Origin of the sequence: Methylococcus mesophilus, assembly GCF_026247885.1 — a bacterium.
GTDB lineage: Bacteria > Pseudomonadota > Gammaproteobacteria > Methylococcales > Methylococcaceae > Methylococcus > Methylococcus mesophilus.
In genome coordinates this window covers 3751448-3764465 of record NZ_CP110921.1, presented here as the reverse complement: position 1 = coordinate 3764465, position 13018 = coordinate 3751448, and the positions used below count along the sequence as shown (strand labels likewise).

Here is a 13018-nt window from a genome sequence, read left to right as displayed (position 1 = left end):
CATAAAATTTCCGGCGCTGGTCAGCCGGCGCCGACATGATGACGCCGAGACCTCAATTTGCAAACCACTGCCCTGAGGATTTCCATGAACGACATTCATGCACTGGACCCAGCCGATTTCCGCAGCCGCTTCGAAACCTTGCTCGAGCGGCTGCCGAAGGAGGAACTGGCCGAACACAGCTTCGTCGACGTGCCGTGCGACCGCAAACCCTGGCTGGACACCGGCATCGATCTGGCCGAGGGCGAATCCGTCACCAGTTTCGCCGTGGGCAAGACCCAGCTGCAGGGCGCGGATTTCTGGTTCGGCGCGGACTTCCAGTTGTGGTTCCGCATCGGCGCGGACGGAGAAATATTCCGCGGCACCCGGGCTAGCCACAGCTTCACGGCCGAACGCTCCGGCCGGCTTTATCTGGCCAGCTACTTCCCCGGCGAATGGTCGACCCGGACCGGCGGGCTGGCCACCCCGGACGAAGCGTATCTGCAAGCCTCGGGAACCCTGGCCGTGCTGATCCTGCGCTGGCGAAAGGCGCCGCTGGAAGGGCTGAACAAACTGGCGGAAATCGGCGACGTGGAAGGACTGGTCGCCTCCGAAATCGACCGCCTGACCCACCCCATCGAAACACCGCCGGGCTGGAACTACCTGTGGTTCGCGGGACCGGCCGAAATCTACCGGCCCTGCCGGACGCCGGAGGAAAAGCCCGCCATCTGCTGCCATACCCACCGCGACGTGGGATTGCTGCAAAAGGACATCGTGCTCCCGCTGTCGCCGGACACCCGCCTGCGCTGGGCCTGGCGGATGGACCGACTGCCCTCGGCGGTCCGCGAAGACACCCTGCCGACCCACGACTATCTCAGCATCGCCGTGGAATTCGACAACGGCCAGGACATCACCTATTACTGGAGCGCCGAGCTCCCGGTCGGCACCGGCTACCGCTGCCCGATCCCCACCTGGACCGCGCGCGAAACCCATGTGGTGATCCGTTCCGGCAGCGAGGGCCTGGGCCGATGGTTCGACGAAGAGAGGAACGTCTACCGGGACTATCTGGAGTACATCGGCGGCCCGCTGCCGGGCAACATCGTACGCGTATGGCTGATCGCCGTGAGTCTGTTCCAGGGCCGCGAAGGCGACGGGCGCTACGCGAACATCGCCTTCGTCACAGGGGAGCGGCGCGTTCCCGTTACCGCCAATGGCTGAGAAATAGGCGGTGCCGCCAACTTTCAGGGCGCCGGAAGAGCCGCCACAGGACACCGCGGCTCCCTCCGCAGGATTTGCGCCCCGGATGCTTAATTCCCCCGGTATTCACGAGGCGAACAGCCAAAGTGCCTCTTGAATGTACGGCTGAAATGCGAGGCGTCGTTGAATCCCCAACGAAACGCAATTTCTGACACATGGCGCCCGGCATGTCTCGCATCGAGCAAGTCTCTACGGCAATTCTCCAACCGGCGGCGCCACACGTGGCGCATGGGAGAGGTACCTTCCTCCAGAAAAAGCTCGCGGATGTAACGGGCTGACAAACCCACACCGCAGGCTATGCCGGCGGCATTCAGATCCGGATCGGCCAGATGCCGCTCGATGAAATCCTTCGCGAGGGCAAGCGAAACGGACCGCTCCCGCGCGACGCGGGGTGTTCCGGAAGGTAACGACGCGAATGCCGCCGCCAGCAGATCGAGCGTATGTCCCGAAAGTTGTTGGAATTCATCAGGCGTCAACTGCCCGGCCTGAGACGCTGCCGCGCGGATAAAACTCGACGCCACCGCACCCAATCCTCGATCACCGGGGACGCGTAAGGCGGTGCAATGCTCGATCCCGGGAACCCGTCCTCCGAGGATGGTCCGTGGGATGGAAACGATGAGCTTTGCGAAATTCGCCGGACATTCGATGCGGTGCGGCCTCGTGGCATCGTAAAGCGTCAGGTCGCCCGGCCGGAGGAGCACACTTTTCCCCTGCTGCTCCAGCGAATAGCGGCCGGCAAGCAACACTACGGCAAAGTAGGCGTCCTGATCCACCCGATGCGGTTCACCGGGGAGCCGTTCGATGCCAATCGGGCGGGAGCGGATCACGGACAGGCGACTATCCTTCCACGGATAAATCGTCATCTCGTTGTACAGCTCCCCGTCTCCAGGGGGCCGTACTTCCACCTTGACGTACTCACGCCTGATCACATCCATAAGCCAGCCGTACCTGTCGCGGGGTGCAACTTCCGCAGTCGACAGCTTGAATCCATTAGGGATGGGATTCGCCATGGCCCCGCTCCTGTTATTGAATTGAAGGTGAATCGTATATCCGGGCATTACCAATAAAAATCGCCGGGCTTCCGTTTCAGTCAAGCGCTGGTTCCGTTTCAGCCAAGCGAATGATCAAAAGACCATCCATACTCGGCAAGAATGTTTTGGCGAAAACCAGAGGATGACGATGTCCCACGCTCCAGAGACCCCCCTGTTGCTCAGAGGCGCCGCCCTGTGGCTGCTGCTGGCCCTGATCCTGGCCTGGTGCCTGGTCGGGCTGAATTTCGGCCTGCCCCTGCTGCCTTCCCTCTTTGCGGGCAAATTCACCCGTCTGGTGCAGGCGCATCTGGATCTGCTGCTGATGAGCGCCCTGCTGTTCGGCTTCCATGCCGCGAAGATATCCCTGCCCCGCCCGGTCTGCTGGGCCATGGTGATCGGCGCCTTCACCAACCCCAGCGCATTCCTGCTCCAGGCGATCTTTCCCGCCCTGGATGCGCCACCCGCGCCGGGCAACTCGGCGCAGGCGGCCTTCGGACTGTACGCCGTCGCCAGCGTGACCCTCACCAGCTACGGCTTCGGCCGGGCCGCCGTAATCGTCCTCCGCTCCACCTTCAAGGCCGGCTGAAACCCGGTCCGTCAATCCTCTCCAATGCGGGATCACCTCGATTCCCGCATTGGCGCCTCGGTTCATTCCGCCGCCGGGGAGCGTCGCGCCGCTAAGGCGGAAACCAACTGACCACTGCGCGTGTATCGCATCGATGACGCGACAATTAACCAAAGGAGGTTTGCCCCGCGAAACGGAACCAGATCACGCCGAGGACTATGCAGCTAGCCGCCCAGACTGCGAAACGATAGGGCACCCAATTAAGAGCCATATAGATAGCCGCATGGAACCACCGAAGCACCACGAACGTCCATGCGAGGATGACTTGAACGTTGTCGGTACTCTTTGTGACCAACATCAAGATACAAACGACGTAAAAGAGCGTCGGTACTTGCATAAGATTATTGAACGTCCGCGCGGGACGTTCTAGACGATCGTCGGTTGGCAGATCTGACTTGTAATCAGCGAAATACCGAACGGAAGCGAGCCCTCGGATCACCGCCACGTTACGGACGACAACCATGACGAGCCACACCGATGCCGTCAGGATCATGAGCGCCGCCATGGAAGGAATAAGCGACTCGGGTTGAACGTAATGGTGTGCCCCTGCTACCGCCCAAGAAATCCATGCCAGGACGGATCCGATAATGATGCCCGGAGCGGTGTAAATCCGGGACAACGGGATCTCTGGAGCTGCAGAATTTATCGATGACATAGGTAATCTCCAAGTGGTCGCAGACTGAAAGCCTTGTGCGCCTCTCCAGATTGCGCCGGAGCAACGCGCGCTGCATGGCCGTCCACGGCAAGACAGAATTGCCAGTGCTTTGCTTGCAAAAAGACCTGTTGCCGACAGATACTTGCAATACGCAACCAATTATCCTAGATCAGTTTCATATTGCAAGTTATTTGAGCGGATGGCTAAAGTTAAGCTGAACGCAAGATGCCCAATCGACTACGCTCTCGAAGTGTTCGGAGACCGGTGGACATTGCTCGTACTCCGCGACTTGATGCTAAGCGGCAAACGGCACTATCGAGACTTGAGAGCCTCCAAGGAAGGCATAGCCAGCAACATTCTGGCTGCGCGGCTCCGGAAAATGGAGGCGGACGGGCTCGTCATCCGCAAACAAAACGCCGAAGATAAGCGCCAGTTCTTCTATGAGCTCACGGAAAAAGCGCTCGACTTGGTGCCTGTTCTGCTTGAAATCAGCCGTTGGAGTGCAACGTACGACAACAATACAGCGGCACCGCCGGACCTCATGCGCCGTTACGATGAGGAACCGCAACAACTCATCGCCGAATTGAAGGAAGCGGCGCGAGTGCGGCAGACATCATAGGGCTGAGTCCACGGCCGAGCGAAGCAGCAGCACCGGTAAGAGGTCCGTTTCGCCATTCGGCCGAGAATCTGGAAGCCTTCGCGCAAGCGTTACAGGGCGATCAGGGCTGTTCAATGCTAAACGCCTTCAGCGGCATTTGCCCGCCGATTCACCGCCGAACACTATGGCGTCGTACCGTCTCCTGGAAGACCGGAAAGCCCGACAGGCTCCTGGGTTCGGCTTCGGGGGGCTACCGGTGTCGTCCTCCTGTCCTCCTTCGAGGCCGGCTGAAGCCGGCGGCAGCCCGGTCCGTCAAGCGGGACCACCTCGATTCCCGCATTGGCGACTCGGTTCATTCCGCCGCCGGGGAGCGTCGCGCCGCTTCTAAAGGCCGCGACCGGGCGCTTAAGCTTGTATAAGCCTGCCGCGAACGCCAGGGGCATAGGTTCTGCCCACACGAATTTCCGAGCCATCTTCCAGCACCGCAATCAATGCGGAGAAGGGAGCGGATTTGAGACGGGCAATGGCGCTGCAGCGCACGATGGCACTGCGATGGATACGGATGAACTTGTCGGGGTCCAGGCGTTGTTCGAGGGCCGTCAGCGTTTCGTGGTAGAGGTATTCCGCCCCCGCGACATGGATACGCACATAGTCGCGTTCGGCCTGGAACCGGATGATGCCCTCTTGCGCGATGCGGATGTGTTCTCCCCGGACCTTGACCCAGAATTCGTGGTTTTGCCTGGGTTGTTCGCGCAGGCTGCGTTTGAGGGCGGCGATGGTTTCTTGCAATTCGGCGATACGGTCGCTTTGGTTACGCGCGGCGACAGCGGATTTTGCCTTTTCCATCGCCAGCCCGAAACGGCCAGGTTCGATCGGTTTGGTGAGGTAATCGACGGCATTGGCTTCGAACGCGCGCAAAGCGTGGTGATCGAAGGCGGTGACGAAGACGACGATGGGCGGCTCCGGGCCTAATTGTTCCAACACGTCAAAACCTGAGCCTCCGGGCATCAAAATATCCAGCAGCAGGAGGTCCGGCTGCAAATCGAGTATTTTGCGGCGGGCTTCCGCCACATCGGCTGCTTGTTCGATGTAGCCAACCCAATCAAGTTTGCCCAGCAGGCGAACCAACCGGCGTCGGGCAAGCGGTTCGTCATCCACAACGAGCACATTGAGACCCGTCATGCCTGCCTCCAGGGTAGTTCCATGGCAACGCGGTAGCGCCCGAGCGCAATACACCCGGCTGAAAAGTGTGCATCTTCTTGAAATCTGGCACTCAAGCGCTCTTCTACGTTGCGCAGCCCGACGCCCATACCCGGACGACGATTTTCTTTTGCGTCGTCGTGTGGCATGTCGTTTTCCAGGGCAATATGGAGGCGATCGGCGGCGCGGTAGGCGCTAAGCACGATTTCGACCGGGCCGCTGGTAGCGCCGACGCCGTGCTTGACGGCATTTTCGATCAACGGCTGCAAGATGAGACTGGGCACCAGTGCGTTGCGCACGCTATCCGGCATGTCGATTTTGAACGTCATGCGGTCGGAGAATCGCTCGCGTTCGATCTCCAGATACTCTTCCTGCAGGGCGATTTCGTCGGCGAGCGATACGTCATGCATGGGGTCGAGCGTCAGCGTGGTGCGCATGAAGGTCGAAAGCGACAGCACCATGCATTCGGCGCGTGTCGCTGCCCCTTCCTCGATCAGCCCGGCAATGGAGTTGAGGGTGTTGAACAGAAAATGCGGATTGATCTGGTAGCGCAGCGCTTTCATTTGCGCGGAAAAGGCTTCTTCCCGAACCGCTGCCAATTGGCGTTCCCGATCTCTGACATCAAAGCTGTACAAAAGCGTAAGAAACACACTAGACCAGCCGAAAAACATGGCCCAACACATGAACAGCTCCTGGATATTATCCATGTTCAGGTTATCGGTGGCATAGAGCATTATGTAAAGCTCTCTTCTTGAAATGAAATCCGCTATGGAAACGACGGCAGATATAAAGAAGCACATCATTAAGTTGTGAATCATCCTGTTTTTGCGCAGATGCCAGACTGCAACCGACATGATGAAAAATGATGTAAGTCCAGACATAATTTCGACCAATACGGAATGACCGGCGAAACCTGCCGGAACATGTTTGTAGGGTTCCGGGCCTGGAATATATGAAGATATGCCGAAGAATAAAGTAGCCAGGAGCAGGTAGGCCACTCCCAGCCTGAAGGCGTCTCCAAACAGGGATTCACGAGGAGGTCTTCCATCCTCGATCTGAAGTTGTAAAGACTGGATACTCTTGCGTCCGGCAGGAGATTCATCGTCCGGCTCAAGCTGGCGCATCAATTCCTCACCGGCAGACTGCAAGCCGAGTAGTAGATTTTGCAATTGCTGAAAGATTCCGAGCATTTTTCCGTTGCGCTTTGCTCAACTTCCTTAATATCTGGCCCCCTTGCAGCAACATTGCCTTCGCTTCCCCAAGATAGGGCAACACATTGGTTGTAGTATGCGACTTTTAGCTTACAGGGCTGATTTCCAGCGCGGCTTGTACAATCAGCTAACGCTTCATTCTCGGCCTCTTGCTTTGAGCTTTTGGAAACAGCTTGACCCATCGCGCCATCGGCAGTGGCAATGGCGCCCCAGCGCTCATCCCATTGTTCTTCTGACCTTTGCTGTCCTGCGGACTCGTTGTTTTCCGGCTCATTGCTAATGCCACCATTCATCGGCGCGCAAGCGTGCCAGCCAACATGATCACCGCCGGTTGGATAATATCCGGGCGGGCATGCCAAGGCGTAACTACTGATGACCGAGAGTGTGCCAAAAATAAATAGCTGAACATTTTGTTTTTTGCGCAATGACATCCTATTCTCCAATTATTCGTTAATTTTCCATTTCCAAGCAAGCCATGCGATATATAAAATTCCCATTCCCTCACGCCTGCAAAGAAAATGTTAGAGGGATGTGTGCCCCCCGCCCACAACAAATAAAAACGTAACAGCGACAGCGGCAATATTCGCCCAATGATTTATCCGATAAAGCGAAAAGCGTGCCACGTAAATCATTGCAATTGGCATTTCCAGCAAGACTGACAACGCCAGAAAAATTATTGATGTTGGTTTTATGACCATCGGCCAGCTTCAATGGCGGCGGCGCGTCAGCGACGCCGTCCAGTGGAAGCGGTTGCTATGGTTCACTACCTTGGCGAGGCCATTTCCACGCATAACTGATAATCAGGGAGAGCAGAATGACTTCTACAACAGCGCCAAACACCATATGCATCCAAGCCTCACCTGCCAGATTGAACAACGTATATGGAATATAAACTGTGGCCACGATTATGTTTGTCCAGCGATTGACTTTAGCTGTCAAGACAACGGAGAGGAAAATCATTAGAGCTGGAATCGTCACCGAGGCCAGTCCTGTCAATAGAACGCCTTGTGTAATGTCAAATACAAACATTTTTCCTGCCAGGATATTTCTTATGGAACCCGGCATATACAAATGGAAATAATCAACATAAATGTAGAGAAACATGAACGCAGTCCATAGAGCCGTGAGTTGCACTTTTGTGTTGATTTTTATATCTTCCAGCATGTGTATCGTCCTTTTCAGTTTTGTGAACCATAACATGGCTTCAAGCACCCCCGGAACCAGGAATCCCACGATGTCCGCGAACATCATGTTTAGTATCACTAATAACCAGCGAGCCGATAATTTTTCTTGAGTGTTTTGCATCCTGGCTTCCCCAGATCGGCACCCCGCAAACGAATTCAAGGTCAAGTCAGCCCCCGCTCGTTACAACGAACGCATTGTTTCACCAACCTGGGGGTATGCATTCCTTATCGCGTGCCTCCATGACATCGGCGGCTTCCTCGATTCGGCCGATCCAGTCCAGATGACGCAAAATCCGTATGAGGCTGCGTCTGGCCAGCAGTTCGTCGTCGATACGAAAAGGAAACCCTGCTCATGCGCTTCTCCAAGGCAGAATAATGGCGGCCCTGTAACGGCTGGTGGATATTCGGCCTGCGAGAAAACCGGCGGCATCCTGAAAGCGCACGCGCAGACGCTCATCCACGTTGCACAGACCCACGCCCATGCCTGGACGGGAATCGGCGGATGCATCGTCGCGCGGCATATCGTTTTCGACAATAACGTGAAGCCGGTTATCTTCGCGATAGGCACTGAGCGTGACTTCCACGGGGCCAACCGTCGCACCGACACCGTGCTTGATCGAGTTTTCAATCAGAGGCTGAAGAATGAGGCTGGGCACAAGGGCGGACTTCACGTCGTCCGGTACAGAGATTTTGAACGACATACGGTCGGCGAATCGCTCGCGTTCGATCTCCAGATATTCTTCCTGAAGAGCAATTTCGTCGGCGAGCGACACGTCATGCATGGGATCGAGCGCAAGCGTGGTACGCATGAAGGTTGAGAGCGAAAGCACCATGCGTTCGGCGCGGGTGGCGGCGCCTTCTTCGATCAGTCCGGCGATGGAGTTGAGCGTGTTGAACAGAAAATGCGGGTTGATCTGGTAGCGGAGCGCCTGCATTTGAGCGGCGAGCGCTTCTTTGCGCGCGACAGCCAGCAGGCGTTCGCGCTCAAGGACTTCAAAGTTATCGAGCACCGCGACGAATAGACAACTCCATCCGAACAGCATGGAGGCGCCTTCAATCAGGGTATAACCGGAATACACCGGATCGAGGGTGACAGGTTTTGGATATTGACAGAGGGTGTAGTTGAGAAAATCTATCGCGGTGTAGACCGGCGCGGCGACTGCCGCCATCAGGAAACAGAGAAAGGCCTTTTGCAGAAATGACAGCCTGTGACGCAGGCGAAACAATAATCTCGCCATCGCATAGGTCATCAACGCGCTGAAGCCGAATAACACGAGTTTCAGCGGGGCGGATTCAATCGGATCGATATTGATGAAATAACCCAATAGGCTGTCGGCCGCAAACATGCAGAGCCAATACAGCAGGTTGAGGCGCAGCGTGGCCTGCATGACGCTGCAGGACTCATTGGCGGTGGCGGCAATGTCGGCGGTCTTGTTCATGGGCACATTATCTCCCTGCCGGAGGCACTGGCAAAGCGCCGTTCATCCAGAAAAAATCGCCATTCGCAGAATTTTTTGCCGTCTGCCGCCGCCATCGGCCGGTTGGCAGAAGTTGGCCAAGCGGCACCATCACTTGCCATTACAATTCACGGGCCTGTCTTTGCTGATGGTATAGGCGGCATGTAGCGCATAGCCTGACCCAAGACTGGGCCAACTCGATCTTACCGATGGATTTTAGTCTTTGTTTTCGTCATTCGTTTAAGGATACTCATGAAAAAGCTATTGTTGATACCCGTGGTATTGGCTTGTGGTTGCACCGGCGTTAAACTCAAGCCAGAAGATATCGACAAAAAGACTTCGTTCGCTATTGGCCGGGAAATCGGACAATTCAGCGTATCGAATGTGGTCAATGAAGGCGGGGCAGCCACATCGAAAACGACGTACGATGCCCGCACCAAGGATGGCGCATTTTACAAGTGTTACATCGTGGATTCGGGTTGCCTTACCAAGGTCGTGACTTTTGGAATGTCAGGCACTTCCGATGCGGTTTGCGCGCAAATGGAAGGAAATGCGTCGAAAAGCAAGCCCGCTCCCGCTTGCAACGACCTATTAAGAGCTGCCGGCCAGTGTTGAAGATACCGCCATCAAAAGGCGTTACCGTCCTGCTGGCAGCCTTGCTGACCGGTTGCGCATCGCTGCCCCATTCGACTACAGAGAAAATCAATGATCGCCGCACCGAGTTCGCATTGACTCGGCGCGACACCGTCCCCGTTGTTTTCGAAAACGGACTGGGCGGAAGAATGGAGTTGTGGGAAAAGGTAATTGCCGATATCTCAACAGATACCACGACATTCGCATACAACCGTCCTGGTTACGGGGATAGCGATCCCGTATCGACACCCCGAGACGGGTTGCACATCGTGGATGAGCTGCGCGTGCTGCTCCGAAGCAAAGGTATGAACCCGCCCTACGTTCTGGTGGGCCACTCGCTCGGCGGTTTGTATATGCAGCTTTTTGCCCGACGCTACCCGGACGAGGTGAGCGCGCTTATTCTCGTCGACTCCACTCATCCAAAACAGTTCGAGGGCGAAGGCTCTCTGGATAAGCTGCCATTCTTGATTCGGGGTTTACTCGGCATTTTGGTGACGGGTACGGCCAGGGAGGAACTCGACCTGCTGCCTCAAACCGGCGGGCAAGTGCTTGGCTTCCCGCCCTTGTCGAATAAACCGGTGTTCGTTCTAAGCGCATCCGAGCCGATGAAAGAAAAATCGCCGTTGGCGGACGATGCCAACGCAAAACGCAAAGACATCGCCCGGCTTTATCCCGGCTCCAAGCAAATATGGGTCGATAGCGGGCATGTCATTCCCTTGGAAAAGCCCGAGGCGGTAATCTCAGCCATACGCGAGGCGATGCGGGCGTCCCGTCAGTCCTCGAACGCCGGGATCACCTCAATCTCGGCCCGACCGGCTTCCATCCATTCCCACATCGCCGGATGGCCGAGCACTGTGCTCACGTACTCGGCCGCTACCGGACCGGCCTCGAGCCGGTAAGTCGCAAACCGCAGCGCGACGGGCGCGTACATCGCGTCGGCGATGCTGAAGCGGCCGAACAGCCACGGACCCTCGCCGGCGAACCGCTCCCGGCAATCCCGCCAGATTTGCCCGACGCGGGCAACATCCTGCTGCACGGCCTCCGGCACCGCCTTGACGGCGGAAGGCCGGCGGCAATTCATGCCACAGTGCGTCCGCAGCGCCAGAAAGCCCGAGTGCATTTCCGCCGCGAGCGAACGGGCACGCGCCCTGTCCGCCGGCGCTTGCGGCCAGCCGGCGGTTTCGGGAAAACGCTCCGCCAAGTATTCCAGGATCGCCAGGGAATCCCACACCGCGAGATCGCCGTCGATCAGCACCGGCACCTTCCCCGCCGGGGAATGAGCCAGAATCTTCGCCTTCGAGTCTTCCCGGTACAGCGGAATCCGGACCTCCTCGAAGGCCAGGCCGTGGTGCTTCAGGTACAGCCAGGGACGCAGGGACCAGGACGAATAGTTCTTGTTGCCGATGACCAGTGTCAGGCTCATGAGGTTTCCTTTTCGTGACGGCAGACGGGGGACGGTGAAACCGTGCTTCGCCGCCGGATGGCGGCCAGGAAAATATACACCCCCAAGGCCGCCAGCAGATGCTTGAGGGCGTGTCCGCTCAAGGGATGGAATATCCGGAATATAGGCTCGTCCAGGAGTTCCGCGGCCTTGGCGACGGCATAGGCGCCGAGCACCGCCCACAGGTAGGCCGTGCCGCCGAACCTCGACCGGAACAGGAGGAGGATCGGCGGAATCAGCAGCATCGGCAGAAACTGGACCAGACCGTAGAGGCGGAGATCGCCGCGGCCTTGCGCTTCGGTGAAATCCCAGTAGAACACCGACACGACGCCGATCACCAGCAGCGGCCACAACAGGCGCCGCCCCAGAGCAACCGACACGTATTCGGCGAGGACGATGGAAAACAAGGCCATGAAGGCGACGGTCATGGGCAGCCGGTCCCAGACCAGGGTCGCGTTGTTCGGATTCAGGTGGTAGTACGCCGAACCCGGTGCCACCAGTGCGACCGCGGCAAAAAAGATCAGGTAGGCGATGTGGAATTCCCCCAGGATGGCCGGCCTTCCCCGGTACACGTCCAGCACCCCGGCCAAGCCGACCGCGAGGAACGGCAGATTGCTGACGACGTTCCAGAAATTGGGAATGCCGAAGCGGGCGGTCCCGTCCGCGAACCGGTGATAGGCAGGGTCCTGCGGAATGGCGGGCACGAACAAGGCAACGGTCACGGCCAAAGCCGCCAGGACCAGCAGCAGTCTCTCTTTTTGTCGCAAGGTACCCTCCCCTCGTCTTCGCTCCCGGCAACGGAACCGGTATGCTCGAATCCCAAAAGCCCTGCCCTTCGTACCCGACATCATCCCGCCATGCGTTTCGATCTGAAAGACCTGGAGCTGTTCGTCGCCGCGACAGAGGCCGGCAGCATCGCCAAAGCGGCCGAGCGCTGCCATATCGTGGCCTCCGCCGTCAGCAAGCGGCTGTCCGACCTCGAGGCCGCCTACGGCACGGCGCTCCTGCTGCGCAGCAGCAAGGGCATCGCGCCGACGGCCGCCGGTCTCGCCCTGCTCGGCCGCGCAAGGGCCGTGCTGCATCAGGCCGGCCAACTGGAGCACGAGCTGCGCGGCTATTCGAATGGGCTGCGCGGACGGGTGCGGGTGTTCGCCAACATCTCGGCCATCGTGGAATTCCTGCCTTCGGCGCTCGCCTCGTTTCTCGCCGCCCATCCCGAAATCGAGGTGGAGCTGGAAGAGCGGGTGAGCACCGAAATCGCTGAGGCCGTCGCCGAAAACCGAGCCGAATTGGGAATACTGAGCGAGCTGCCCGCCGGCAGCAAGCTCGCGGCGATACCCTTCCGTGAGGACGAACTGGTGCTGCTGGTCCGACCGGACCATCCGCTGGCGGCACGGGGCAGCGCCGGCTTCGGCGAGGCATTGGATTCGGACTTCGTCGGACTGCACACGGACGGCGCCCTGCACTACTTGATGCTCCGCGCCGCCGCCGAGACCGGACGGCCGCTCAAGCTCAAGATCCAGGTCACCAGCTTCGATGCCGTCTGCGCCATGGTGGCAGCGGGCTTAGGCGTCGGCGTGGTACCGCGGGCCGCCGCCGCGGCCTACACGGCATCGCTCGGGCTGGTGCCGGTCGCGCTGGAAGACGCATGGAGCAAGCGCCGCCTGCACATCTGCCTGCGCTCCACGGAAAGCCTGTCCGCCGCTTCCCGGCTGCTGCTGGACCATCTCACCGGCCTGCCTTCCTGACC

General features: G+C 58.3%; 14 protein-coding genes and 1 pseudogene. 6 read left to right on the top strand and 9 right to left on the bottom strand.

Features of this window, described 5'->3' with window-relative positions:
• Positions 1 to 84: 84 nt before the first annotated feature.
• A complete protein-coding gene (locus OOT43_RS17875; RefSeq protein ID WP_266022030.1) occupies positions 85 to 1194 on the top strand; it encodes a DUF3047 domain-containing protein in 1110 nt (369 codons plus the stop codon).
• 89 nt (positions 1195 to 1283) lie between these two features.
• Here the strand turns inward: OOT43_RS17875 and OOT43_RS17870 are convergent, their stop codons facing one another.
• On the bottom strand, positions 1284 to 2243 hold the full coding sequence (locus OOT43_RS17870; RefSeq protein ID WP_266022029.1) for an AraC-like ligand-binding domain-containing protein: 960 nt from the start codon (positions 2241 to 2243) through the stop codon (positions 1284 to 1286).
• Positions 2244 to 2412: 169 nt separating this feature from the next.
• Between OOT43_RS17870 and OOT43_RS17865 the strand changes: the two genes are divergently transcribed.
• The gene (locus OOT43_RS17865) at positions 2413 to 2850 is read left to right on the top strand and encodes a hypothetical protein (RefSeq protein WP_266022028.1); all 438 of its coding nucleotides are present in this window, start codon (positions 2413 to 2415) and stop codon (positions 2848 to 2850) included.
• A 145-nt stretch (positions 2851 to 2995) separates the two neighbouring features.
• Here the strand turns inward: OOT43_RS17865 and OOT43_RS17860 are convergent, their stop codons facing one another.
• The gene (locus tag OOT43_RS17860) at positions 2996 to 3544 is read right to left on the bottom strand and encodes an MAPEG family protein (RefSeq protein ID WP_266022027.1); all 549 of its coding nucleotides are present in this window, start codon (positions 3542 to 3544) and stop codon (positions 2996 to 2998) included.
• A gap of 199 nt (positions 3545 to 3743) precedes the next feature.
• Here OOT43_RS17860 and OOT43_RS17855 point away from each other — a divergent pair, with 199 nt between their 5' ends.
• Entirely contained in the window at positions 3744 to 4163 is a 420-nt protein-coding gene (locus tag OOT43_RS17855) for a winged helix-turn-helix transcriptional regulator (protein WP_266022026.1), read from the top strand.
• 384 nt (positions 4164 to 4547) lie between these two features.
• Here OOT43_RS17855 and OOT43_RS17850 read toward each other — a convergent pair whose 3' ends face one another.
• From OOT43_RS17850 to OOT43_RS17830, 5 genes are all read right to left on the bottom strand, one after another.
• Positions 4548 to 5324 (bottom strand): LytR/AlgR family response regulator transcription factor, encoded by a 777-nt coding sequence (locus OOT43_RS17850; RefSeq protein WP_266022025.1) that lies wholly within the window; start codon positions 5322 to 5324, stop codon positions 4548 to 4550.
• A complete protein-coding gene (locus OOT43_RS17845) occupies positions 5321 to 6532 on the bottom strand; it encodes a sensor histidine kinase (RefSeq protein WP_266022024.1) in 1212 nt (403 codons plus the stop codon). Before OOT43_RS17845 ends, OOT43_RS17850 begins: the two co-directional genes overlap by 4 nt.
• Positions 6466 to 6984, bottom strand: a complete 519-nt coding sequence (locus tag OOT43_RS17840) for a DUF4189 domain-containing protein (protein ID WP_266022023.1) — start codon at positions 6982 to 6984, stop codon at positions 6466 to 6468. Before OOT43_RS17840 ends, OOT43_RS17845 begins: the two co-directional genes overlap by 67 nt.
• 322 nt (positions 6985 to 7306) lie before the next feature.
• Positions 7307 to 7858, bottom strand: a complete 552-nt coding sequence (locus OOT43_RS17835; RefSeq protein WP_266022022.1) for a DUF6326 family protein — start codon at positions 7856 to 7858, stop codon at positions 7307 to 7309.
• Positions 7859 to 8087: 229 nt separating this feature from the next.
• Complete coding sequence (locus OOT43_RS17830) at positions 8088 to 9176, bottom strand: sensor histidine kinase (protein WP_266022021.1); 1089 nt, start codon at positions 9174 to 9176, stop codon at positions 8088 to 8090.
• A 270-nt stretch (positions 9177 to 9446) separates the two neighbouring features.
• On the opposite strand from OOT43_RS17830, the gene OOT43_RS17825 reads away from it, so the two are divergent.
• Positions 9447 to 9809, top strand: coding sequence for a hypothetical protein (locus OOT43_RS17825; protein WP_266022020.1), 363 nt, complete (start codon positions 9447 to 9449; stop codon positions 9807 to 9809).
• Positions 9803 to 10555 (top strand): annotated as a pseudogene (locus tag OOT43_RS17820) (alpha/beta fold hydrolase); the annotation flags it as partial. The gene OOT43_RS17825 and the pseudogene OOT43_RS17820, both read left to right, overlap by 7 nt.
• 44 nt (positions 10556 to 10599) lie before the next feature.
• Here OOT43_RS17820 and OOT43_RS17815 read toward each other — a convergent pair.
• Together OOT43_RS17815 and OOT43_RS17810 are read right to left on the bottom strand one after the other, a co-directional pair.
• Entirely contained in the window at positions 10600 to 11250 is a 651-nt protein-coding gene (locus OOT43_RS17815; RefSeq protein WP_266022019.1) for a glutathione S-transferase family protein, read from the bottom strand.
• Entirely contained in the window at positions 11247 to 12035 is a 789-nt protein-coding gene (locus tag OOT43_RS17810; protein ID WP_266022018.1) for a ceramidase domain-containing protein, read from the bottom strand. Before OOT43_RS17810 ends, OOT43_RS17815 begins: the two co-directional genes overlap by 4 nt.
• Before the next feature lie 90 nt (positions 12036 to 12125).
• Between OOT43_RS17810 and OOT43_RS17805 the strand changes: the two genes are divergently transcribed.
• Positions 12126 to 13016: a LysR family transcriptional regulator gene (locus OOT43_RS17805; protein ID WP_266022017.1), complete on the top strand. Its 891-nt coding sequence runs from the start codon at positions 12126 to 12128 to the stop codon at positions 13014 to 13016.
• Positions 13017 to 13018: the final 2 nt, after the last annotated feature.

Excerpts from the sequence above, each read along its gene's own strand:
- OOT43_RS17840 (WP_266022023.1), bottom strand. The coding sequence starts at position 6,984 with ATGTCATTGCGCAAAAAACAAAATGTTCAGCTATTTATTTTTGGCACA.
- OOT43_RS17830 (WP_266022021.1), bottom strand. The coding sequence starts at position 9,176 with ATGAACAAGACCGCCGACATTGCCGCCACCGCCAATGAGTCCTGCAGC.
- OOT43_RS17850 (WP_266022025.1), bottom strand. The coding sequence starts at position 5,324 with ATGACGGGTCTCAATGTGCTCGTTGTGGATGACGAACCGCTTGCCCGA.
- OOT43_RS17825 (WP_266022020.1), top strand. The coding sequence starts at position 9,447 with ATGAAAAAGCTATTGTTGATACCCGTGGTATTGGCTTGTGGTTGCACC.
- OOT43_RS17860 (WP_266022027.1), bottom strand. The coding sequence starts at position 3,544 with ATGTCATCGATAAATTCTGCAGCTCCAGAGATCCCGTTGTCCCGGATT.
- OOT43_RS17865 (WP_266022028.1), top strand. The coding sequence starts at position 2,413 with ATGTCCCACGCTCCAGAGACCCCCCTGTTGCTCAGAGGCGCCGCCCTG.
- OOT43_RS17815 (WP_266022019.1), bottom strand. The coding sequence starts at position 11,250 with ATGAGCCTGACACTGGTCATCGGCAACAAGAACTATTCGTCCTGGTCC.
- OOT43_RS17875 (WP_266022030.1), top strand. The coding sequence starts at position 85 with ATGAACGACATTCATGCACTGGACCCAGCCGATTTCCGCAGCCGCTTC.
- OOT43_RS17855 (WP_266022026.1), top strand. The coding sequence starts at position 3,744 with ATGGCTAAAGTTAAGCTGAACGCAAGATGCCCAATCGACTACGCTCTC.
- OOT43_RS17870 (WP_266022029.1), bottom strand. The coding sequence starts at position 2,243 with ATGGCGAATCCCATCCCTAATGGATTCAAGCTGTCGACTGCGGAAGTT.
- OOT43_RS17845 (WP_266022024.1), bottom strand. The coding sequence starts at position 6,532 with ATGCTCGGAATCTTTCAGCAATTGCAAAATCTACTACTCGGCTTGCAG.
- OOT43_RS17835 (WP_266022022.1), bottom strand. The coding sequence starts at position 7,858 with ATGCAAAACACTCAAGAAAAATTATCGGCTCGCTGGTTATTAGTGATA.
- OOT43_RS17805 (WP_266022017.1), top strand. The coding sequence starts at position 12,126 with ATGCGTTTCGATCTGAAAGACCTGGAGCTGTTCGTCGCCGCGACAGAG.